The organism is Mesorhizobium sp. B2-5-11, assembly GCF_006440835.1.
Taxonomy (GTDB): Bacteria; Pseudomonadota; Alphaproteobacteria; order Rhizobiales; family Rhizobiaceae; genus Mesorhizobium.
The window spans coordinates 33,189-54,098 of the sequence record NZ_VFUK01000019.1 but is presented as its reverse complement, the minus strand read 5'-3'; the positions used below and the strand labels follow the sequence as shown (position 1 = coordinate 54,098).

Genomic DNA, 20,910 nt, shown 5'->3' with positions numbered 1-20,910 from the left:
TCCCGGCACCAGGCGATGGGATGCGATCCGGGCAACCTTTCGAAAACGGCGACAAGTCGCAGGCTCCTAGCGCTGCTCTGTTTTGGGGGTTCATGGACCGACGGTGAACTCGGTCCACATGCCGGCGCCAAAATGACCTGGCACGTTGCAGATAAGCAGGTATTTTCCAGCCTTCAGGTCGACGGTCAATGTGCCCGATTTGCCGGGATCGAGCTCCGAAACCTCGCCCTTGTCGCCCGCCTTGTCTTCGTCGACCCGGTTCTCGGCCTCAACATAGGGAAGCGGCTTGCCGGGATCGGCAAGGTACATCACGATCATTTCGTGAACGGTGTCCTTGGAGTCATTCTTCACTTTGAATGTGACCTCCCCGGCCTTCACGGCTCCGGGGGACGCCTTGATGCCCATGGTGGCCTTCGAGAGATCGCGTCCTGGCGTTGCATAAGCAAGAGCCATCGGCATCTCCGTACTCGCGCCCTTGTCCGAAAGCGAGACCTGAACAAGCTCGGCAGTCCGCGCAACGCCCGCACTGCTTGCCATCAGCATTGCGGCCGCAAGCCCGAGCGCCACTCTCCTCGATATGGTTTCCACGGTATTCCTCTTTCAGGACGGCAGCAGAAGCGCTCTACATCCTGGCGGTCATCATGCTCGCAGCACACCCGCGGTCGTTGCGCCAGATCAAACCGACCGATGCGAGCCCGATCTGCGGCCCGACCAAACTGTCAGCCAGTTGTCAGGTTGAAGTGGTTATTTCGGAACCAATGACGGCGAAAAGGCCGTCTGACAGACCGATCGAAATCCACCCGCAGGCGCAAAATCGGCGCCCAACTCCCGAATGGAGCCATCATGTATCGCACACTCGTCCTCGCCGCTCTCGCTGGCATGATTGCAGGACCGGCGCTCGCCGCCGGCGACAGCTGCAGCACCGCCCCGAAATCACAGTTCAAGCCCAAGGCAACGCTCGAGGCGCAATTGACCGGCCAAGGCCTCACCGTGCGCCAGATCAAGGTCGAGAAGGGTTGCTACGAAGTCTACGCGGTCGACAAGGCCGGCAAGAAAGTCAACCTGGCCTACAATGCCGAAACCCTTGAAAAGCTCGACAATGCCGAAGCCGGCGAAAACTGATCTGCGTGTTTCAGCCACTGCGGACGTGCAGCCATCTTCGCAGATGGTGCGCGTCTGGGACCTGGTCGTACGGAGTTTCCACTGGGCGCTGGTGCTCAGCTTCGTAACGGCCTGGTTCACCTCCCATTCCTCCGAGGTCTTGCACCATTTGGCAGGTTACGCCGCCGCCGCCCTGGTCGTGATGCGGCTCCTGTGGGGCGTTGTGGGCACGCCCTATGCGCGGTTCACTCAATTCGTGCGAGACCCGGCGACGGTGCTGCGCTATCTCTCTGCAATACCGAGCGGTCGCGAAGCCCGCTACATCGGCCACAACCCGGCCGGCGGCGCAATGGTGGTCGCGCTGATGGCTGCGATGGGGTCAACCGCACTGACCGGCTGGCTGATGACTACGGACGCCTATTTCGGCGTGTCGCGGGTTGAAACGGCGCACAGCCTGAGCGCGCACGGCTTACTTGTGCTGGTCCTCTTCCATATAGGCGGCGTCGCGCTGGCAAGCTTTCGCCATCGCGAAAACCTGGTACGGGCCATGATCACCGGGCGAAAACGCAAAGCCGAGTCGGCGGACATCGGCTGACGACCTGCCAATGGGCCAAATTCGATTTGCGCCCCGGCCGATATCGGGGGCGCGTGTCGGTCGCTCCTTGTTCAACATGGCCCTGGAAGCGCGCGATGCGACATGGGCGGAGCGGATAATATAAGAGCAGGCATTGGTGCGGCGACCCAGAAACCGGAACACCAACGCCACTCTTTTTATTCAGCAACCGCTTATTGACCCGCATCAAAGCTGCCGGTCCTGCCTTCCTGTTTATTGCCTCCCATCAGAGCTTTCAAAAGTGGGGAGAGCATCATGACTACGGCTGATTTCAACATCCCGGTTCCGCAAGTCGGTACCTTGGCGCCTGCGAAACTTCGATTGGGGTCGTTGACCGCCTTGGTCATCGGCTCGATGGTCGGGTCCGGCGTCTTCAGCCTGCCGCAGAACATGGCGGCAGGCGCTGGTCCCCTCGCAATTCTGATTGGCTGGGGTATCACCGCGTTCGGCATGCTGGCGCTGGTCTTCGTCTATCAATCGCTTGCGACCCGCAAGCCCGAGCTCGACGCCGGTCCCTATGCTTACGCCAAGGCCGGCTTTGGTCCCTTCATCGGCTTTAACAGCGCCTGGGGCTACTGGATCAGTGCCTGGGTCGGCAACGTCTCCTATGCTGTGATCGTGTTCAGCGCCCTGTCCTATTTCTTTCCGGCCTTCGGTGACGGAAACACCTGGCAGGCGGTGCTCGGCGCATCGGTCCTGCTGTGGCTGATCCACATCCTGGTTCTCGCCGGCATCCGGCAGGCCGCGGTCGTCAACCTCATAGTCACCGCGGCAAAGATCGCTCCGATCGTCCTGTTCGTTGGCGTTGTTGCCGTTGCCTTCAAGCTTCAGGTCTGGTCCCTCGACTTTACCGGTCTCGGCAACGCCAGTCTCGGCTCGATCACCGCACAGGTGAAGAGCACGATGCTGGTGACGTTGTGGGTGTTTATCGGCATCGAGGGCGCCAGCGTCTTTTCTGGCCGTGCGGAGCGCCGCAAGGACATCGCCACCGCGACGGTTCTTGGCTTCTTCACATGCCTCGCGCTCTACGCCCTGGTGTCGCTGCTGTCACTCGGCGTCCTCAGTCAACCCGAACTCGCCGGCCTGAAGAACCCCTCCATGGCCGGTGTGCTAGAAGCCGTTGTCGGCCCGTGGGGCGCTAGCCTCATCAACATCGCGCTCGTGGTGTCGGTGGTCGGCGCCTTCCTGAGCTGGACGCTGCTTGCGGCTGAAATTCCGCATGTCGCCGCCAAGGACGGCACAATGCCGAAGTTCTTCGGCTGGGAGAGCGAACGCGGTGTGCCATCGACCTCGCTGCTGATCACCAACCTGCTCGTCCAGGCATTCCTGGTGATCACGCTCTTCGCCCAAAGCACCTATCAAGCGCTGTTCTACATCGCGTCGGCCGCGATCCTGGTTCCCTACATTTTTTCCGGAGCTTACGCAGCCAAGCTCGCGCTGACCGACGAGAGTTACGGGAATGGCGAGCAGCGCGTCGGGGCTCTTTTTGCCGGATTGCTGGCCACGGTCTACGGACTGTGGCTCGTCTATGCGGCGGGACCCGCCTACCTGTTCATGTGCGCGATCCTCTATGCGCCCGGCATCATCTTCTACATCTGGGCGCGCCGCGAAACCAACCAGCGTGTGTTCCACCCTGCCGAAGCAGCGCTCGCCGCAGCTCTCGTCGCCGTCGCCATCCTCGCCGTTTACGAGATGTGGACCGGCGCCGTCAGCCCGCTTTGAAGGGATCGGTTCGATGACAAGCCTGGGTGTTCACTCCGAAGTCGGCCGTCTGCGCGAGGTTATGGTCCATCGTCCGGACCTCAGCCTGCGCAGGCTGACGCCGGAGAACTGCAAGGCGCTGCTTTTCGATGACGTGCTATGGGTCAAGCGCGCCCGCCAGGAGCACGATGTCTTCGTCGATGCATTGCGTGAACGCGGCGTCGTGGTCCATTCCTTCGGAGAGCTCCTGGCTGAGACGATGAGCCTGGCCAAGGCCCGCGAGTGGCTTCTCGACCGCAGGGTCCACCCCGGGGTCGTCGGTCTCGACATGGTCAATGAGCTGCGCGGATGGCTCGATGATATGCCGTCGGCGCAGCTTTCGTCCTTCCTCGTCGGCGGGGTTGCCAGGGCGGAGCTTCCTTTCGAACCCAAAGGTCTGACCGGGAGGACGCTCGCCCCCCAAGATTTCGTGCTGCCGCCGCTTCCGAACCAGCTGTTCACCCGCGACAGTTCCTGCTGGATCTACGGCTCAGTCTCGGTCAATTCCATGTACTGGGCTGCGCGGCGCCCTGAAGCCGCCAACGTCGAGGCCGTCTACCGCTTCCATCCTCGCTTTCGCGACAGCGGCATACCTTTCGTGTCGCCGGACCTAGGCACAGGCACGAGCCTCGAAGGCGGCGACGTTATGCCGATCGGTGGCGGGACTGTTCTCGTCGGCATGGGGGAGCGCACCACGCCGCAAGCCGTTGGCGACCTGGCCCGCAAGCTGTTCGCAGCCGGTGAGGCAACACGCGTGATTGCCGCCTTGATGCCACGCGACCGCAGTTTCATGCATCTCGACACCGTCTTCACCTTCTGCGATCGCGATCTTGTGACCTTGTATCCACCGGTGGTCGACCGCTTGCGCTCCTTCTCGCTGCGGCCGGGCGATGGCGAGGCGGCGGTCGAGGTCACGGATGAGGCAAAACCATTCACGGCTGTCATTGCCGAAGCGCTTGGGCTGAAAACGCTCCGAATCATCGCCACCGGTGGCGACCGCTACGAGGCCGAACGCGAACAATGGGATGATGGCAACAATGTCGTTGCGGTCGAACCCGGCGTGGTGGTCGGTTATGACCGCAACGTCTACACCAACACGCTTCTGCGCCGCGCGGGCATCGAAGTGATCACCGTCGAGGGGGCTGAACTCAGCCGCGGCCGCGGCGGTGGCCATTGCATGACCTGTCCGGTGGTCCGCGACGCAATCTGACGTGAAAGGAATTCTGGATGTCGACCAATCTTCACGGCCGCTCCGTCCTGACGCTGGACGATCTCACCGCCGATGAAATCCGCTTTCTTCTTAAGCTTGCCGCGGACCTCAAGGCGGCCAAACTCGCCGGGCATGAGATCCCGCGTCTGGTCAGGAAAAACATCGCACTGATCTTCGAGAAGGACTCGACTCGCACGCGCACAGGGTTCGAAGTCGCGGCCTACGACCAGGGCGCACACGTGACTTACTTTGGTCCCAGCGGCAGCCATATTGGCCACAAGGAATCGATGAAGGACACGGCGCGCGTGCTCGGTCGCATGTACGATGCGATCGAATATCGCGGCTTTGGCCAGCACCAGGCGGAATTGCTTGCCGCGCATGCCGGCGTGCCCGTCTACAACGGCCTCACCAACGAGGCGCATCCAACACAGATCCTCGCCGACCTCATGACCATGCGCGAATACACGCACAAGCATCTTTCGGACATGACCGTCACCTTCGTCGGCGAAGGGCGCGACAACGTCGCGCTGTCGCTGGCACTAGGCGCAGCCAAGGTCGGTATCGACATGCGCATCGCCTCGCCAAGGGAGCTCTGGCCGGATGAGGTATTTTGCGGCCATGTCGGAGAGCTCGCAGCACAAAGCGGCGGCCGCTTCCGGCTCGACGAGAATGTGACGGGTTGCGTCCAGGATGCCGATTTCATTTACACCGACGTGTGGATGTCAATGGGCGAGGACAAATCCGGCTGGGCCGAGCGTATTCGTCTTTTGACACCCTACCGCGTGACCGGCGAGGTAATGGCTGCCGCCGGCAACCCCCACGTCAAATTCATGCATTGCCTGCCGGCGTTCCATGACACGGATACCGAGATCGGTGCCTTCGTTGCGAAGGAATATGGCATCGATTGCATGGAGGTCACCCACCAGGTGTTCGAGTCTGCTGCCTCCATCGTTTTTGATCAGGCCGAAAATCGCATGCATACAATCAAGGCGCTCCTCGTCGCCACGATCGGTAACTGAGATGCTGATCGTCGTTGCACTTGGCGGAAACGCGCTACTGCGACGCGGCGAACCGATGACGGCCGAAAACCAGCGCGCCAACATCGTGCGCGCTGCCGCTGTGTTGGCGAAGCTGGTCAACACAGGGCACTCGATTGTCGTCACGCACGGCAACGGTCCGCAGGTGGGACTGTTGGCCCTGCAGGCAGCGACAACTGCGGACGGTCGCACATTTCCACTCGACGTGCTTGGCGCCGAGAGCGCGGGGATGATCGGCTACGTCATTGAGCAGGAGCTCTGCAACCTCCTTAAGGAGAGGCTTTTTGCGACGCTGCTGACGCAGGTGAGGGTCGATCCGCAGGATCCGGCCTTCGCTCATCCAACGAAGCCTATCGGCCCTGTCTACGATGAGACAACCGCACGCAGGCTTGCCAGCGAGCGCGATTGGCAGATCGCGCCAGATGGCGACAAGTGGCGCCGCGTCGTGCCTTCGCCCAGGCCCCTGGCAATCCTGGAAGCATCGGTAATCGCGTTCCTGGTCGAGCGCGGCGTGATCGTCATCTGCACCGGTGGCGGCGGTGTTCCTGTGATAGCAAGGGAGGACGGCAGTCTTTGCGGTGTGGAGGCAGTCATCGATAAGGACCTGGCAAGCGCACTTCTCGCCCGACAGCTGAGAGCCGACATGCTGCTCATGCTGACCGATGTCGACGCCGTTTATGAAGGCTACGGCACGCCGGGCGCTCGCGCGCTTCGTCAAGTGCGGTCAACGGAAATATCAGGGCGGAATTTTGCAGTGGGATCGATGGGGCCAAAGATCGAAGCTGCGGTCGAATTCGCGCAAGCGACTGGCAATCCTTCAGCGATAGGCCAACTCAAGGACGCCGTTGAAATCGTCAAAGGCGAGCGAGGCACCCTGTTCGCCCCCTGAGCCGTCCGGCCTTCAAGGCCTTCGAGCATTTTTCCAGCCGGGTTGCTCGCTGAGATCCCAGTACCTCTAAAATTCATCGTCATGCGCATCGCTTGATCGCCGTCAAGGCAAGCCGCGTCGCACGTTAGGTTGCTCCTGGAAACGCGAACGGGGCGCCGGCGGATGAGCTACAAATCCATTCGCTTGAACGTGGACATTGACGGTCCGATCGAGCCCATTGCCAGGGTAGGTATCGACCTCGCCCGGTTGATAGGCTTTTTGCGCGGCCGAAGCTCCGCTGCCGGTGACAATGGCTCCGGAAGGCGCCGAGCTGGCCGCGCAGTTTGTGGGAGCAGTCGATGGCGAGCGCAGTGCCGAGCACCGCGCCCGCATCTGCGCCGGCAAGATCATAGGCGAGAAGCCCGAGCGCGACAGTGGCGAGGCCGGTGCCGATGAGCGCGATGACCTGCGCCATGAACAGATGCCGATAGGTGCGATCGGCGAGAACTTCCAGCATGATTATCTTCTCGGGATGCTTGGGCGGCGTAAGGTGCCACGCCAGTAGTAGGATCAGTGTTTGTGGCCTTCCGGCTCAACCATCTTGAACGGCAGGACCTGTTGCTTGCCCTTTGAGGTCAGGATCAGCCTCGCCTCGAACTCGTGCGGCTCGGCGGGGGCGACGCTGCTTTCACGACGGTGGTGATTGCCGGCGACAGGCCCGAGCGAAAGCGTCTCGGGATCTTCGGACCGGTCGATGATCACGGTCGCCCCTAGATCGTCGGCATGGCTGTCGATGGTGAGACGGAAGCGCTCGCCAGCGGGCGTATCGACGATTTCGAGCGTTCCCGTTGCCAGGTCGCTGACGACCTTGAAAGGCTCCGGCGCATGATCGGCGTGGGCCGAACCGCCCGCCACGGATCCGACTTCGCCTTCCAGACGGATGTTCGCCTCCGAGAGCGCCGGCAGGTGGTCGAACAGCTCCCCTCTCAAAGCCTCCGCGATGCCGACCACATCCTTTGCGCTCGCTGTCTCGGCCACCTTGATGGCGATATCGGCGTGCAGCCTGTGGCCTATCCAGCGCGCCCGCACCTGGGCGACCCGTTGGATGCCCCCCACATGTTCAGCCGCATGATGGATTTCCTCGACGATGCCCGGCTCGACGCCATCCAGCATGCGTGTCAGCACCGCCTTTGAGGACTGCCAGACGATGGCGAGGATAGCCACAGTGATCAAAAGGCCGATGATCGGGTCCGCGAGCGGGAAGCCTAGCCAGACGCCGGCCGCGCCAAGCACCACCGCAAGGCTGGTGAAGCCATCGGTGCGGGCGTGATAGCCGTCGGCGATCAGGGCCGCGCTGTTTATCTCGCGGCCGACGCGGATGCGGAATACCGCGACAGCCTCATTGCCCAGGAAACCGACCAGGCCGGCGGCGGCAACCCAGCCGAGGAAGCTGATGGCTTGGGGATGGATCAACCTGTCGATCGCCTCATAGCCGGCGACGATGGCACTGAAGAGGATAATCAGGACGATGATGATGCCGGCCAGATCCTCGACCCGGCCAAGGCCGTAGGTGAAGGTCCGTCGAAACCCCTCTCCCAACAAATGTCGTCCACTGTTGTCCACCCGCCATTTCGCCAGTTGCTGCCATTCGTGTCGACCGCAGCCTTGCCGTTCCGACATAAGGCTATCGAGCATATCGGAGATCACGCTCCGCTAAGCGGCGATCAGCAGGAAAGCGATCGTGACCAGACCGGCCTTCGAAGTCCAAAATCCGCCTGCCTCGGCCTTCGGTTCTGGTTCGGACCCGGTCGGGGGATCGAACATGCGGTGCACGTTGTTGGTGTTCATGGGGTGGGTTCCTTATTTGTCAGCGATTGTCGTTGCGGGAGCTTTCGAGCCCATAGACGATGAGGCTGACGGCCCAGACCAGTCGCGGGCGAAGAGTGGCCACCTAAAGTCGGAGCCGATTGTGAAGTTGACCGCCGACATCAAGCCGATGGACGACGCTCCTCCGATCAGAACGCCGGCCACCGCGATCGCATGGCGCGCGCGTAACGCGGTGATTGCCAGCGCAACCAGGAGAACGCCGGGGGCGAGGGCGTAGCCGCCGAGCATCCGGAAACCTGGGTGAGCCACACGGAGGTCGAACGGATCCTGCAAACGCTCTACGGCATCTTGCGAACCCGAGGCCAGAACGGCCAAGACAAGGTGACGGCGGCGGCGTCAAAACGCCTCCTAAACCGGCGGATTTGTACCCAACCATCTCGTAGGCAAGGTTAGCGCGGCTTGGTGAAACCCGCAGGGTCAGCACCAATGGCGCGGTCAGGCTTTTAACCACCCTCTCCAGAAATGCTTCAGGAACTCAAGGCAGACCAGCACTGCGGCTCCTGCCGCCAGCGTCATCGAGAGGTCGTCAAGGTGCAGCGGTCCGAACTGGAAGAGACCACTGGCGAATGGCCAGAGAAGTGTCCCGCCCAGCGCTGCAGCAACCACCACGACGACAAGAGCAAGCGATCGATTGGGCCGGAACAACGCAATCAGCAGCGAGTCGCCGAACGTACGGTTGACGAAGATCAGGCCGACGATCGAGAGGACCAGCGAAAAAAACGTCAAGGCGCGAATTTCGTTCTCCGGCATTCCCCAGTGGAAGGCAAAAAGGAAGATGCTTGCGACAAGTGCGAACGCCAGCAGGCCCTGCACAACGCTCCAGGCTATGAGCGAGCGCGAAAAGAGCGATGCTTGCGGATCTCGTGGAGGGCGATTCATGACGTCATCTTCCTCGGTCTCGGCTTCAAAGACCAAGGAACACACCGGATCGATCACCATTTCCAGAAAAGGCTATGTGCATCGGTCCGAACAGAATGGGCAGGCCAAACAGCAGAGGAAGAAGGGCCAGCCCAGCGATCGGCACATGCACGGCAAGAATGAAGCCCATGGCCTTGCGCAAATTGTCGTAGATGCGGCGGCCCAGCCGTATGGCTTTGACGATCGACCCGAAGTCGTCGTCGAGAAGGACAATGGATGAAGCCTCGCGCGCGACGTCGGTGCCGCGACCTCCCATGGCAATGCCGATGTTGGCCGCTTTCAGCGAGGGGGCGTCGTTGACGCCGTCTCCTATCATGCCGACGATCTCGCCATTGGCCTTCAACGCTCTGACGATCGCCAGTTTCTGCTCGGGCGTGATCCGCGCGAACACTGTGGCGGTCTTGACGCGCGCGCAAAGTGCCGCATCGTCCATTGTCTTGAGCGTTTCACCGGTCACGACGTCGTTGAAATCGAGCCCAGCCTGACTGGCTATTGCTCTGGCGGTCGCCGGATAATCCCCCGTGATCATGACCACTCTGATTCCAGCGGACCGGCAGTTGTTCACGGCATCCGGAACCTCCGGGCGGAGGGGGTCAGCCAGCCCGACGAGGCCCATGAACTCGAAATCGAAGCCTGTCTGCCTTTCTGGCAGTTCACCAGCACAATGACTGGCTCGGGCCACCCCGAGGACGCGCAGTCCTTCGGTCGCCATGGCGTCCACGGAAGCCTTGATCGAAGCGAAGCGCTCCGCGCTCAGACGACAGAGTGCCGCTATGGCCTCCGGCGAGCCCTTGGCGGCGACCAGACAGTCGCTGCCGTCAGCCGGTGATCGCCAAGCATTCGACATGGCCAGCAGCTCGGGACGCAACCCATAGGCGCGGACAAGTTTCCGATCAACACTGTCCAGATCCTTGCGACTGGGTGATCGCTCCTGCGAAAGGGTGTGAAATGCCTTTTCCATCGGATCAAAAGGAATTTCGGCGCTGGCGAGCACACCAAGCTCGACCAGCTCGCCAAAGGCCGCCGGCATCCCGGCATTCATGTTGTCCGGTAACCGGAACCGTTTGCCGTCAGGCGTTCTCAGCTCCGCGATTGTCATGCGGTTTTCGGTCAACGTTCCGGTCTTGTCGGTGCAGAGAACTGTCGCCGAGCCAAGCGTTTCGATCGCCGCCGCACGACGGGTGAGCACGCGCGCCTGCGAGATGCGCCAGGCGCCCATGGCCATGAAGATGGTCAACACCATCGGGAATTCCTCGGGCAGCATCGACATGCCCAGCGCGATGCCAGCAAGGACCGCGTCGAGCCACCCGCCCCGCAAAACGCCATAAAGCACGACCGCCAGAACGCTGACCGCACCACCGACCAGTGCGAAGATGCCGACAAGACGTTTCGTCTGTCGCTGCAAGCGGGGTGCTTCGGTCTCCATAATGCTGAGCGATTGGCCGATCGCACCGATTTGGCTCAGCGGCCCGGTTGCCAGAACTTCGCCAATGCCCGAACCGCGCACCACGAGTGATCCGGAAAATGCGAAAGGCAGGTCGTCGCCGCCTGGGCGGCGTTCGGCTGGCGGGTCGCCATCCTTGGCTGCAAACTTGCGCACCGGAACCGACTCACCGGTCAGCAGCGATTCATCGGTCTGGAGATCCAGGCTTTGGATCAGCAAGACGTCGGCCGGCACCCGATCGCCCTCGCCCAGCACCACCAGATCGCCGCGCACGACCTCGCGCCCTGCAATGCGCCTACGTTCACCGTCGCGTATCACCAGGGCACGCGGGCTTGTCAGGTCGCGCAACGCCTCCAGAACGCGTTCTGTCCGCGCTTCCTGTACGATGGTTATCCCCACCGACAAGGTGGCAAAAGCAGCCAGGATCAACGCCTCATGCAGATCCCCAAGCAGCAGGTAAACGGCACCTCCGCCCAACAGAAGGGCCAGCATCGGTTCGCGCACGACTTCGAAGGCAATCCGCAGCGGCGTCCGCCGGTTCGATCTGGGCAGTTCGTTGAAACCATCGAGGGCGAGCCTGGCTTGTGCCTCGACCTCGCTGAGACCAGACAAAGCGATAGTGGGTCGGGTGGATTGGGACATTTGGGTGTTTCCCTCGTTCCCAACATCTTTAATCAGGTGAATAGAGCGGGCCTTGACCTACCGCAAAGGCTATCGTTCAAATGCCGAACGGACACCCGGTTCTGGATGGCCATTCGCCGATGCAACGGGCCAGCCTGAACGGATTAGGTGGTTTCCCTTAGGGACATAACCGAATTTCGCGATCTGCGGATTCGCGCGATTGCTGTGTTACGGATCAACCGGGAACACAGCCATGTACGCTCAACAGATCGCCAAGATTGAACTGCCAACGCAGCCGAGCCCTTTCGCTCTCCTCGATGGGGCTATGGCGCAACCGGTCAGCTTCTTCCCGGCTGGCACGGAGATCTACGCCCAAGGCGAAAAGGCAGGACCCCTTTACCAGGTCGAATTCGGCGCGGTGCGTGTCTACCGGCTGCTCGCCGACGGCCGCCGGCAGATCAGCGCCTTCCACATGGCCGGAGAGACTTTCGGCTTCGAGGCCGAGGCCACCCATCATTTCTTCGCCGAGGCCATCAACGCGACCGGTATCCGCGTTGTCCGGATCGCTGCGGCCGCGGACATGTCCCGCCAGTTGCTGCCGCTTGCGCTCAAGGGCTTGATCAGAGCTCAGGAACATCTGCTGGTCCTTGGCCGCCAGAACGCCATCGAACGGGTCGCAGCGTTCCTAGTCGACATGACGGAACGGCAGGGCGGCTTGCGCCAGGTCGACTTGCCGATGTCGCGACTGGATATTGGCGACTATCTCGGCCTCACCATCGAGACGGTGTCGCGGGTCTTCACCCGACTGAAGGACAAAGGCGTCATTCGCCTGCTCGGTTTGCGCAGCATCGAAATCCTCAAGCAGGACGTGCTTTTGGACATGGGTGAATAACCCACCCTCGCCGCTGCGACGACGCCAGACAACACCCAAGGATTTGAGACGATGAACAAGACGCTCACCACCCACACGGGATTCTGTTTCCAAGTGCGCGGCGCGCGCCCCGAGGACGAGCCGGCACTGGCTGAGTTTTTCACCCATGTGACCCCTGAAGATCTGCGCTTCCGCTTTCTCGGCGCCGTGCGGGAAGTTTCGCACGAACGGCTGGTGGCAATGACGCGGTCCGATGATGCGCACATCCATAATTTTCTTGCATTCGCACCAGACGGAATGCTGATCGCGGTGGCGACACTGGCCAGCGATCCGGCCGACCGGCGTGGCGAGGTCGCTGTCTGCATTCGCGATGACCGCAAGCAACTGGGCGTCAGCTGGGAATTGCTCGCCCACATTGCGCGCTACGCGGATGAGCTCGGTCTCGAAACCATCGAGTCGATCGAACACCGGGAAAACCGTGCGGCAATCGAGCTTGAGCGCGAGATGGGCTTCACCGTCACGACGGATCCGGATGACGCAACCCTCGTGCTGGTGCAACGCAAGCGAGGGGCCAAGTTGCCGAAGTAGCTGGGCACGCGGTTCCAGCGGCAGACAGACCGCTCAGAATGCCAGCGTCTCGCGGGCAACGGCCTGTTCCTCACCGGCCGGAATGACGAGAATGTCGACGCGCGAATTTGGCGCGCTGACACTCTCCGCACCTTTCTGGTTCAAATGCTCATCGAGCTCGACGCCAAGCCACGCAGCTGCTTCGCAGATCCTGTGCCGGATCAGTGGCGCGTGTTCGCCGATGCCAGCGGTGAACACCAGCGTGTCGAGCCCGCCAAGCGCGGCGGCAAGCGAGCCGATTTCACGTCCGACACGATAAACAAATAGGTCGACGGCTTGAACGGCCGAAGGCTCTTTTGCGCCCAGCAGAACCTGCATGTCTCCAGAAATGCCGGAGACGCCCAGCAGGCCCGAACGTTCGTAGAGAAGGCTGGCCAGGTCTTCGCTCGACAGCCTCCTCTCCTGCAGCAAATACAGGATGACGCCCGGGTCCAGCACGCCGCAGCGGGTGCTCATGACGAGGCCGTCAAGCGTCGAGAACCCCATCGTCGTGGCGACACTGCGTCCAGCCTTCATCGCGCAGAGGCTGGCGCCGCTGCCGAGATGGGCGACGATCACCCGACCGCCGGCGGCCGCACCGTAGCGCTCGCGCAGCTTCGCAGCGATATGGCTGTAGGACAGGCCGTGAAAACCATAGGAAACGATGCCCGCCTCGGTCATCGCGCGCGGCAGCCCGTAGATCTTGACAAGTGCTGGCCGGCTCGCATGAAACGCAGTGTCGAAGCATCCGACCTGACGCGCCCGCGGGAGGAGCTCTGCAGCCCGGGCAACGATCTCGAGATTGATCCTTTGATGGATGGGCGCCAGCGGCTCCAGCAGCTGTAGTGCCTCGAGCGCGTCCGTGTCGAGCAGCGTCGCTTGGGTGAAGTCGCGCCCGCCATGGACGATCCTATGCCCGACCCTGTTGATGCGGCCAAGAAGGTTGCGATCGGCGAGCAGCGCAGCGACCGTTGAGAAGGCTTTGGCAACATCGATCGATTTTTCGCCCAGGCTGATGTCGATCTCGGGGGATCCGGCCGCGGCCGCGACGTGCAGGCGCGGATGCCGTGCGAGCGACGAAATACTGCCGCGCAGCAGCTCGGAAAGCTCGGCGCTTGCCTCGAACACCGCGAATTTCAAGCTCGATGACCCGCTGTTCAGGACAAGGAACGCATCACTCATGAAGCCGTCCGCATTCTCGGCCCGGTGGTGCGCCGAAACCCGCTCGTCGGCTTATTGGGCAAGTCTGGCGCCGCATCCATGCCCTGCTCCCATTTCCAGCCAAGGATCTCCGGCATATCCTGACCATGAGCACGGATATAGGCCCGATGCTCAATCAGTTTGCCTTCCATCTCCTGCACCTGCCCGATATTGGCGCCCTTGCCCTTTGGCAGCCGCTCAAGGACGCTCTGGACGAGATGGTATCGATCCAGGCCATTGAGCACCGTCATGTCGAATGGCGTTGTCGTCGTGCCTTCCTCATTGTAGCCGCGCACATGGATGTTGTCGTGATTGGTGCGCCGGTAAGTCAGGCGATGGATGGTCCAGGGATAGCCGTGATAGGCGAAGATCACCGGCTTTTCCGAGGTAAACAGGGCGTCGAATTCACGGTCCGACAACCCATGGGGGTGATGCTCCTTGGGTTGCAGGGTCATCAGGTCGACGACATTCACCACCCTGATCTTGAGTTCGGGAATGGCATACCTGAGGATCTGCACGGCCGCCAGCGTTTCGAGCGTCGGGACGTCGCCGGCGCAAGCCATCACGACGTCAGGATCCTCGCCATTGTCGGTCGAAGCCCAGTCCCAGATGCCGATACCCGTCCCGCAATGAACGATGGCCTTGTCCATTGAAAGCCACTGCCACGATGGCGGCTTGCCGGCGACGATCACGTTGATGCGGTTCCATGTCTGCAGCACGTGATCGGTCACGCACAGCAAGGTGTTGGCATCCGGCGGCAGGTAGACCCGCACAATATCGGCTTTCTTGTTGAGAGCGACATCGATGAAGCCTGGATCCTGATGGCTTGAAGCCATTGTGCTCCTGGTGCCAGACATGGCTCGACAGCAGATAGTTCAGCGACGCCACCGGCCGACGCCACGGAATGTCGCGGCAGGCATCCAGCCATTTGGCATGCTGATTGAACATGGAATCGACAATGTGAATGAACGCCTCGTAGCAGGAAAACAAGCCGTGCCGCCCGGTGAGCAGGTAGCCTTCGAGCCAACCCTGGCATGTGTGTTCCGAGAGAATCTCCAGGACCCTGCCGTCGCGGCCAAGATGAACGTCTTCGGGCAGGATCGTTTCCATCCAGGCGCGCTCGGTGACCTCGAACACGTCCTGAAGCCGGTTCGAGGCCGTCTCATCGGGACCGACGATGCGGAAGTTCTGCGCCGCCTCGTTCAGCTCCATGACGGCGCGCAGGAACTTGCCCATCGCCCGTGTCGATTCGGTCTTCACCGCGCCCGGTCGTTCGATCGCAACCGCGTGGTCGTGCACTAGGGGCAGGACGAGGGACTTGCGCAGCAGGCCGCCATTGGCATGCGGGTTGGCACCCATGCGCCATGTGCCCTCAGGGGCGGAAGCGCGGATCGCTTCAATAGGGGCGCCGGCTGCATCGAACAGTTCTTCGGGCCGGTAGCTTCTCAGCCAGTCCTCGAGCAGCTTGAGATGCGCCGGGTTTTCCGCAAGGCCCGACAAGGGAACCTGGTGCGAGCGCCAGAAGCTCTCGGTCTTCAGTCCATCGACCTCCTTCGGTCCGGTCCAGCCTTTGGGGCTGCGCAGCACGATCATCGGCCATCTTGGTCGCGAAGTCCCTGTTGCGGAACCGCTCCGCGCGGTCTGCTGGATCGCACGGATCCGGTCGAACGCATCGTCGAGCACGCTCGCCATGCGCTCATGCATCAGCGCCGGCTCGTGCCCCTCGACGAACAGCGGTTCATAGCCATAGCCGACGAACAGCGAGCGCAATTCGTCTTCTGGGATACGGGCCAGAATGGTCGGATTGGCGATTTTGTAGCCGTTCAGATGCAGGATCGGCAGAACCGCTCCATCGCGCTCAGGATTCAGAAACTTGTTGGAATGCCATGCGGTGGCCATCGGCCCGGTCTCGGCCTCTCCGTCGCCGACGACGCAGGCGACCACGAGATCGGGATTGTCGAAGGCCGCGCCATAGGCATGAGAAAGCGCGTAGCCCAGTTCGCCGCCCTCATGGATCGAGCCCGGCACGTCGGGCGCCGCGTGGCTCGGTATGCCGCCCGGAAAGGAGAACTGGCGGAAAAGTTTGCGCATCCCCTGCTCATCCATCGATATGTCGGGATTGAGCTCACTGTAGCTGCCCTCAAGATAGCTGTTCGCCACCATTGCCGGTCCGCCGTGACCAGGTCCGCAGACATAGATCACATTCGCGTCACTGAGCCTGATCATGCGATTGAGGTGGGCGTAGATGAAACTCAGCCCCGGCGACGTTCCCCAATGGCCGAGCAGGCGTGGCTTGACGTGCTCCAGCCGCAACGGTTCGCGCAGCAGTGGATTGTCGAGCAGGTAGATCTGGCCGATCGTGAGATAGTTGGCGGCACGCCAATAGGCATGGATGTCGTACGCCTCGCGGTTGGACAGGACACCACTGGAGGCTGGATTTGTCGTGTGCTCGGTCATGTCTGGCTCCGTTGTTGGCGACAGTCTTGAGTCTTGCGATTTCGACTTGCGCCTGTGTTTCGTCGAGCTGCAGCGAAGGAACACAAACGCGTCGGCGTTTCAGTGCATCTCTTCGCAGGATTTAAGCATCATTGCCGTCGAGCGCGCGGCGCATGCGCCTGATGACCGCCGCACGTCCCCGCTCGTCGGCCGCAGCGCCGACCGCTTCGTTGATGTCGAGGAGAAGTCTGGAAAGGTCGTTGTGCCAGTCGAGGCGGGCAACGCTTTCTGGTCTCAGACGGCGGGGCTGGTTGAGTTCGACCGGCAGACTGCCACTGAACGTCAATTGGAAGGCATCATCCAGCCGCGGCGTGATGATCCTGCCGTCAGGCATAATCGATTGCAGCCGCTCGCTGAAGCCACGCAGCCCTTCCTCCTCGCCATGGGTGAGGAACACCGCCTGCCTTACCGGACCTCTGGACGCGACCCACGCAACCAGTTCGGCTGCGTCGGCATGACCGGAATAGAGGTCGAACAGGCTGACATGCGCCTTGACCTCGACCTCCTCGCCCTGGATGCGCACGCGCCGAGCGCCGTCGAGCAGGATCCTGCCTAGAGAGCCCTGGGCCTGGTAGCCGGCGATCATCACCGTGGCATTCCGGCGCCAGAGATTGGCCTTGAGGTGATGGCGGATCCGGCCCGCGTCGCACATGCCGCTGGCAGCGATCACCACGAAGAAGCCGGTCAGGCGATTGATCGCCTTGCTCTGTTCCACCGTCTCGGTAAAGCGTAACTCCTTCGAGTTGAGGGCCTGCCGTAGCGCGTCACCCTGTTCGATCTCGTCGGCATGCCGCTCAAAAATCGCGCTGGCGCGTGTCGCCAGCGGCGAGTCGACAAAGACCGGCGCGGAGGGCACGGCACCGGTCCGCATGAGCAGATGGAGATCGACCAGCAGTTCCTGCGTTCGCTCCACGGCGAAGGACGGAATGATGAGAGGTCCGCCGGTCTCGGCGGCGCCACGCACGATGTCACCCAGCTGCGATCGCCGCTGCTCGGGCGATACATCCGGGCGCTCGCGGTCGCCATAGGTCGATTCGCAGATCAGGTAGTCGACCCCAGCCGGACCTTCCGGGCCGGTCTGCAGCAACTTGTGTCCAGGCCCGATATCGCCTGAAAACAGAATGCGCATGGGTCTCTTCTGGTGATCCAGATCGATCTCAAGTTCGACCGAGGCAGAGCCGAGCAGGTGACCAGCGTTCCAGAAGCGGGCCCGAAGGCCTTCGGCGACGGTTGTCCATTCGCCATATTCCAGGGCCCGGAACAAGGTCATGCAGGCGGCCGCATCTGAAAGAGTGTAGATCGGCTCGACCAGCGGCCGACCGCGCCGCGCGTTGCGTCTGTTCAGCTGTTCGACTTCCATTTCCTGGATATGCGCCGCGTCGGGCAGCATCACTGAGCAGAGATCGATGGTGGCGCGGGTCGAATGGATGGGACCGGAAAAGCCCTGCTTGACCAGCTTCGCCAACAGCCCACTATGGTCGATATGCGCATGCGTCAGGATGACAGCGTCGATCGTCTCCGGCGGGAACGGAAACTGGCCATAATTAAGTTCCCGTTCCGACTTCGATCCCTGGAAAAGGCCGCAATCGACGAGAACCCGCCAGCGGGAGGTTTCGATCTCGTAGCATGAGCCGGTGACGCCGTGGGCCGCGCCGTGAAAGCGCAGGATAGGATCCGTGCCGCGAGCGCCTTGCATGTCGCCACGCCCTAGTGGGAGAGCAGGACAGGCAGGCGCAGATCGGCAAGCACCCCGTCCGTAGCGCCACCGAGCACGAAATCCCTGACACGAGAATGGCCATATCCGCCCATGACCAGAAGCTTGCCGCCGATTTTGAGGGCATGCTCCTGCAGTGCAGTCGCGACCGAACGGTCCTGTGCCTGGATCGAGACCGCCTCGGCCATCAGACCACGCGCCCTCAAGCCCGAAGCAAGGCGCTCGCCAATGCCTTGCCCCGGAAGCGGCTTCTCGTCGGTGACGGTCACAACCGTAACCATTGAGGCACGTTCGAGAAACGCCCGCGCGTCTGCAACAGCCCTTGCGGCCACTCGGCTGCCATCCCAGGCGATAACGACATGTTCAAAGGGTTCCACCTTCGTGGAATCGGGAAGAAGAACGGTCGGCCTACCGGAGCCGAAGACTGTCGCCTCGGCCAGCGTCCGTGCCGTCTGGTTGGCGGGCGCCCAGCCGACAAGGCAGGTGTCGAAATAGCGGGAGTGCTCTGCGGCAACATCTCCCATCAGGGCCAGTGGCGCTGCGATCTCCTGGGCGGACAGGATCACCGCACCTGATGAGGCCTCATTGGCAACCGCCTCAAGCAGAGCTTTGCCGTGCTTGCGGCTTGTCGCCTCAGCTTCCGCTATCTTGTAGGGGAGGTCGAGGAGGTAGGTTGAGAGCGCATTTGAAACGTCGGGAATATCGACATTGATGGCGACGGCATGAAGCGCCGCTCCGATCTGCTTGGCGACGGCAACAGCGTTTACGGCCACTGCCCCAGCATTTGCGTCCGGATACGTCGCCAGACAAAGAACTGCCATTAGCTTCATCGGTTTTCGCCTCCATTGATGCCGGCCCGGATGGCCAACTTGCGTGGTATTGGTAGTCGCGGTGGGCGAGCCCGGCTTTGATCCACCGCAAATGCGTGACCACTGGACGAGATCCGCGTCGGCGCCCACGCCGACATCGTGTCGCCCGCCGTCGCTGCGCTGGCTCAATTGCATGGGCGAAAACCTGTCGCTATTTTGGAGCGAATGTTGTCTCTTGTCAGACGTCAATGCCCAAGCGGAAGACGACGCAACGATGGCACCGGCGGTCACCGCGATCCATGTCATTTCGGGGCTTCCGGACCTTTGACCGACTGACGTCGAGGACGCCTCCCGACGGGCTCGCCTCGCGACCCTCCCGTTCACGGTCCAGCATCAGCGCCACATCGTGGATTGTCTTGAACTGAAACGGCGCACGAAGCTGCGGCACCACCAGTAGACGGTCTGCCAGGGCGGGAAATCCTTCGGCAGCATGCGCCAGCCGCCACCCGGTCGGGCCATGTAGCGGATCGCGTTCAAGACTCGCGCAGGTCCCTCGCCACGCGCCGCCCGGTCATGGACGCGCCCGGCAGGAACGGTTGTATCCGCGACCATTCCTCATCCGTCAGATCGGACGGATAACGCTTGGTCTTCTTCTCGACGTCGGCCATCCGGCCACGCGTCGCTCGGGTCCACATCCCAAGCTTGAATTACGTGCGATCGCACCGTTCAAGGCGTTTTCAATCGGTCTCTGAGCGCGCTCGAACAAGCCCCGCCAATCCGCCGACCGCACTGCAGCATCGGGCGGCAATCAATCTGGTTCGGCTGTGATTCTTGGCGAGAACACGATGTCAATCGGAGATGACCAATCTGGATTAATCACTGAGTGGCTGACATTGCCATAAAATACGACAAAAAGGCGTGTGCCCGTTCCGAACCTTCGGGCCGGCCGCCACCTATGGTTCTGCACAAAACGGGAGGGCGGCTACTCCTAGCACAAGGGCTGCGTCTCTGCGTGGATACTCGTTGCCTCGACCCGAACAAGATCCGGCCTTCGCACCCTTGTCGCCGAAGACATACGGCCACTTTCGGAAACCCGAAACTTCATGGAGTGTTTCAATGACGCGAATACTGTTTGCCGGCCAGAAACCTGAAACCGTCGACTTCTCGGACCCGTCCTTGCCGCCCGGCTTCAATGCCGAAAAAATCAACGCTGGGATCGCTTTGGGCGTGGCGAAAATCGAGGAACGGGGCTGGCAGGGTGACACCTGCATGATTACGCCCGATGCCGCACTCAAAGGAGCGCTGAGCAATGCGACGTACGATTGCGTGGTGATCGGTGGCGGCCTAGGCTGCCGCCCAAGGGGCTACCCTTGTTCGAAACCGTTGTGAACATCATCCACAAGGCGGCGCCTAACGCCGCCTCAACACCAGACCCGAGGACACTGCGGAAGCCGCTGCCCGTCAGCTCCCCACGAGTTGACACCTCCCACGCAGTTTTGCAGTCGTGCTACAGCATTACAAAGTTTTAACCTTGGCGGCAGAGGTGGCCCTCAACCTTTCCGCTCCCGCTTGGCTCTAGCAAAGCCCCGATCGGTCGCGATAAATCGCTCAAGCATGGGCACAATCAGGCGAAGAGGATCAGTGGAAGGCTGACCCCCGTCGCGGCCAAGGATCTCAGCATATCTGGACAGATCGCGGTGCAGCGGCGCCGGCAGTTCCACTGTGACCTTAACCGGCTTGTCGTCTGCAATCGGACCGAGTTTCAGATTGGCCAT

General features: G+C 61.8%; 16 protein-coding genes and 4 pseudogenes. 9 read left to right on the top strand and 11 right to left on the bottom strand.

Annotated elements, in window-relative coordinates; genetic code table 11:
• Positions 1–90: 90 nt before the first annotated feature.
• Positions 91–567, bottom strand: a complete 477-nt coding sequence (locus FJ490_RS31425) for a plastocyanin/azurin family copper-binding protein (protein WP_224656351.1) — start codon at positions 565–567, stop codon at positions 91–93.
• A gap of 276 nt (positions 568–843) precedes the next feature.
• On the opposite strand from FJ490_RS31425, the gene FJ490_RS31420 reads away from it, so the two are divergent.
• The 6 genes from FJ490_RS31420 to arcC all read left to right on the top strand — a co-directional run bounded on the left by FJ490_RS31420 (position 844) and on the right by arcC (position 6,590).
• On the top strand, positions 844–1,122 hold the full coding sequence (locus FJ490_RS31420; RefSeq protein ID WP_140522935.1) for a PepSY domain-containing protein: 279 nt from the start codon (positions 844–846) through the stop codon (positions 1,120–1,122).
• Positions 1,100–1,696, top strand: a complete 597-nt coding sequence (locus FJ490_RS31415; RefSeq protein ID WP_348640098.1) for a cytochrome b/b6 domain-containing protein — start codon at positions 1,100–1,102, stop codon at positions 1,694–1,696. The genes FJ490_RS31420 and FJ490_RS31415 overlap by 23 nt, the downstream gene beginning before the upstream one ends.
• A gap of 273 nt (positions 1,697–1,969) precedes the next feature.
• A complete protein-coding gene (gene arcD, locus FJ490_RS31410; protein WP_140522937.1) occupies positions 1,970–3,436 on the top strand; it encodes an arginine-ornithine antiporter in 1,467 nt (488 codons plus the stop codon).
• A gap of 13 nt (positions 3,437–3,449) precedes the next feature.
• Positions 3,450–4,664, top strand: a complete 1,215-nt coding sequence (locus tag FJ490_RS31405; protein WP_140522939.1) for an arginine deiminase — start codon at positions 3,450–3,452, stop codon at positions 4,662–4,664.
• A gap of 17 nt (positions 4,665–4,681) precedes the next feature.
• Positions 4,682–5,683 (top strand): ornithine carbamoyltransferase, encoded by a 1,002-nt coding sequence (gene argF, locus FJ490_RS31400; protein WP_140522941.1) that lies wholly within the window; start codon positions 4,682–4,684, stop codon positions 5,681–5,683.
• Between the two features lies 1 nt (position 5,684).
• Positions 5,685–6,590, top strand: coding sequence for a carbamate kinase (gene arcC, locus FJ490_RS31395; protein WP_140522943.1), 906 nt, complete (start codon positions 5,685–5,687; stop codon positions 6,588–6,590).
• A 337-nt stretch (positions 6,591–6,927) separates the two neighbouring features.
• Here arcC and FJ490_RS31390 read toward each other — a convergent pair.
• The 4 genes and pseudogenes from FJ490_RS31390 to FJ490_RS31380 form a co-directional block, all read right to left on the bottom strand.
• Positions 6,928–7,086, bottom strand: a pseudogene (locus tag FJ490_RS31390) (MFS transporter); the annotation flags it as partial.
• A 53-nt stretch (positions 7,087–7,139) separates the two neighbouring features.
• Positions 7,140–8,264: a cation diffusion facilitator family transporter gene (locus tag FJ490_RS31385; protein ID WP_224680307.1), complete on the bottom strand. Its 1,125-nt coding sequence runs from the start codon at positions 8,262–8,264 to the stop codon at positions 7,140–7,142.
• 18 nt (positions 8,265–8,282) lie between these two features.
• Positions 8,283–8,417: a hypothetical protein gene (locus FJ490_RS33600; RefSeq protein WP_263483449.1), complete on the bottom strand. Its 135-nt coding sequence runs from the start codon at positions 8,415–8,417 to the stop codon at positions 8,283–8,285.
• 474 nt (positions 8,418–8,891) lie between these two features.
• A pseudogene (locus FJ490_RS31380) lies at positions 8,892–11,460 on the bottom strand (cation-translocating P-type ATPase).
• Positions 11,461–11,692: 232 nt separating this feature from the next.
• Here FJ490_RS31380 and FJ490_RS31375 point away from each other — a divergent pair.
• Positions 11,693–12,331, top strand: a complete 639-nt coding sequence (locus tag FJ490_RS31375; RefSeq protein WP_140522947.1) for a helix-turn-helix domain-containing protein — start codon at positions 11,693–11,695, stop codon at positions 12,329–12,331.
• A gap of 51 nt (positions 12,332–12,382) precedes the next feature.
• The gene (locus FJ490_RS31370; RefSeq protein ID WP_140522950.1) at positions 12,383–12,898 is read left to right on the top strand and encodes a GNAT family N-acetyltransferase; all 516 of its coding nucleotides are present in this window, start codon (positions 12,383–12,385) and stop codon (positions 12,896–12,898) included.
• Positions 12,899–12,931: 33 nt separating this feature from the next.
• Here the strand turns inward: FJ490_RS31370 and FJ490_RS31365 are convergent, their stop codons facing one another.
• From FJ490_RS31365 to FJ490_RS31345, 5 genes and pseudogenes are all read right to left on the bottom strand, one after another.
• Entirely contained in the window at positions 12,932–14,098 is a 1,167-nt protein-coding gene (locus tag FJ490_RS31365) for an acetate/propionate family kinase (protein ID WP_140522952.1), read from the bottom strand.
• Positions 14,095–16,573 (bottom strand): annotated as a pseudogene (locus tag FJ490_RS31360) (phosphoketolase family protein). Before FJ490_RS31360 ends, FJ490_RS31365 begins: the two are co-directional and overlap by 4 nt.
• 121 nt (positions 16,574–16,694) lie before the next feature.
• Positions 16,695–18,308 carry an MBL fold metallo-hydrolase gene (locus FJ490_RS31355; protein ID WP_140555415.1) on the bottom strand — a complete coding sequence of 538 codons (1,614 nt, stop codon included), beginning with the start codon at positions 18,306–18,308 and terminating at the stop codon, positions 16,695–16,697.
• 11 nt (positions 18,309–18,319) lie between these two features.
• A complete protein-coding gene (locus tag FJ490_RS31350; protein ID WP_224656362.1) occupies positions 18,320–19,441 on the bottom strand; it encodes a universal stress protein in 1,122 nt (373 codons plus the stop codon).
• Between the two features lie 31 nt (positions 19,442–19,472).
• Positions 19,473–19,830: pseudogene (locus FJ490_RS31345) on the bottom strand (transposase); the annotation flags it as partial.
• Between the two features lie 421 nt (positions 19,831–20,251).
• Here FJ490_RS31345 and FJ490_RS31340 point away from each other — a divergent pair.
• On the top strand, positions 20,252–20,524 hold the full coding sequence (locus tag FJ490_RS31340; RefSeq protein ID WP_224656363.1) for a hypothetical protein: 273 nt from the start codon (positions 20,252–20,254) through the stop codon (positions 20,522–20,524).
• A 161-nt stretch (positions 20,525–20,685) separates the two neighbouring features.
• Here FJ490_RS31340 and FJ490_RS31335 read toward each other — a convergent pair whose 3' ends face one another.
• Positions 20,686–20,910 carry a DUF2274 domain-containing protein gene (locus FJ490_RS31335; protein ID WP_140522958.1) on the bottom strand — a complete coding sequence of 75 codons (225 nt, stop codon included), beginning with the start codon at positions 20,908–20,910 and terminating at the stop codon, positions 20,686–20,688.

Bases quoted from the DNA above. Each gene is read 5' to 3' on its own strand.
- FJ490_RS31420 (WP_140522935.1), top strand. From the start codon at position 844: ATGTATCGCACACTCGTCCTCGCCGCTCTCGCTGGCATGATTGCAGGA.
- FJ490_RS31415 (WP_348640098.1), top strand. From the start codon at position 1,100: ATGCCGAAGCCGGCGAAAACTGATCTGCGTGTTTCAGCCACTGCGGAC.
- arcD (WP_140522937.1), top strand. From the start codon at position 1,970: ATGACTACGGCTGATTTCAACATCCCGGTTCCGCAAGTCGGTACCTTG.
- FJ490_RS31405 (WP_140522939.1), top strand. From the start codon at position 3,450: ATGACAAGCCTGGGTGTTCACTCCGAAGTCGGCCGTCTGCGCGAGGTT.
- argF (WP_140522941.1), top strand. From the start codon at position 4,682: ATGTCGACCAATCTTCACGGCCGCTCCGTCCTGACGCTGGACGATCTC.
- arcC (WP_140522943.1), top strand. From the start codon at position 5,685: ATGCTGATCGTCGTTGCACTTGGCGGAAACGCGCTACTGCGACGCGGC.
- FJ490_RS31385 (WP_224680307.1), bottom strand. From the start codon at position 8,264: ATGCTCGATAGCCTTATGTCGGAACGGCAAGGCTGCGGTCGACACGAA.
- FJ490_RS33600 (WP_263483449.1), bottom strand. From the start codon at position 8,417: ATGAACACCAACAACGTGCACCGCATGTTCGATCCCCCGACCGGGTCC.
- FJ490_RS31375 (WP_140522947.1), top strand. From the start codon at position 11,693: ATGTACGCTCAACAGATCGCCAAGATTGAACTGCCAACGCAGCCGAGC.
- FJ490_RS31370 (WP_140522950.1), top strand. From the start codon at position 12,383: ATGAACAAGACGCTCACCACCCACACGGGATTCTGTTTCCAAGTGCGC.
- FJ490_RS31365 (WP_140522952.1), bottom strand. From the start codon at position 14,098: ATGAGTGATGCGTTCCTTGTCCTGAACAGCGGGTCATCGAGCTTGAAA.
- FJ490_RS31355 (WP_140555415.1), bottom strand. From the start codon at position 18,308: ATGCAAGGCGCTCGCGGCACGGATCCTATCCTGCGCTTTCACGGCGCG.
- FJ490_RS31350 (WP_224656362.1), bottom strand. From the start codon at position 19,441: ATGACATGGATCGCGGTGACCGCCGGTGCCATCGTTGCGTCGTCTTCC.
- FJ490_RS31340 (WP_224656363.1), top strand. From the start codon at position 20,252: ATGACGCGAATACTGTTTGCCGGCCAGAAACCTGAAACCGTCGACTTC.
- FJ490_RS31335 (WP_140522958.1), bottom strand. From the start codon at position 20,910: ATGGCCAATCTGAAACTCGGTCCGATTGCAGACGACAAGCCGGTTAAG.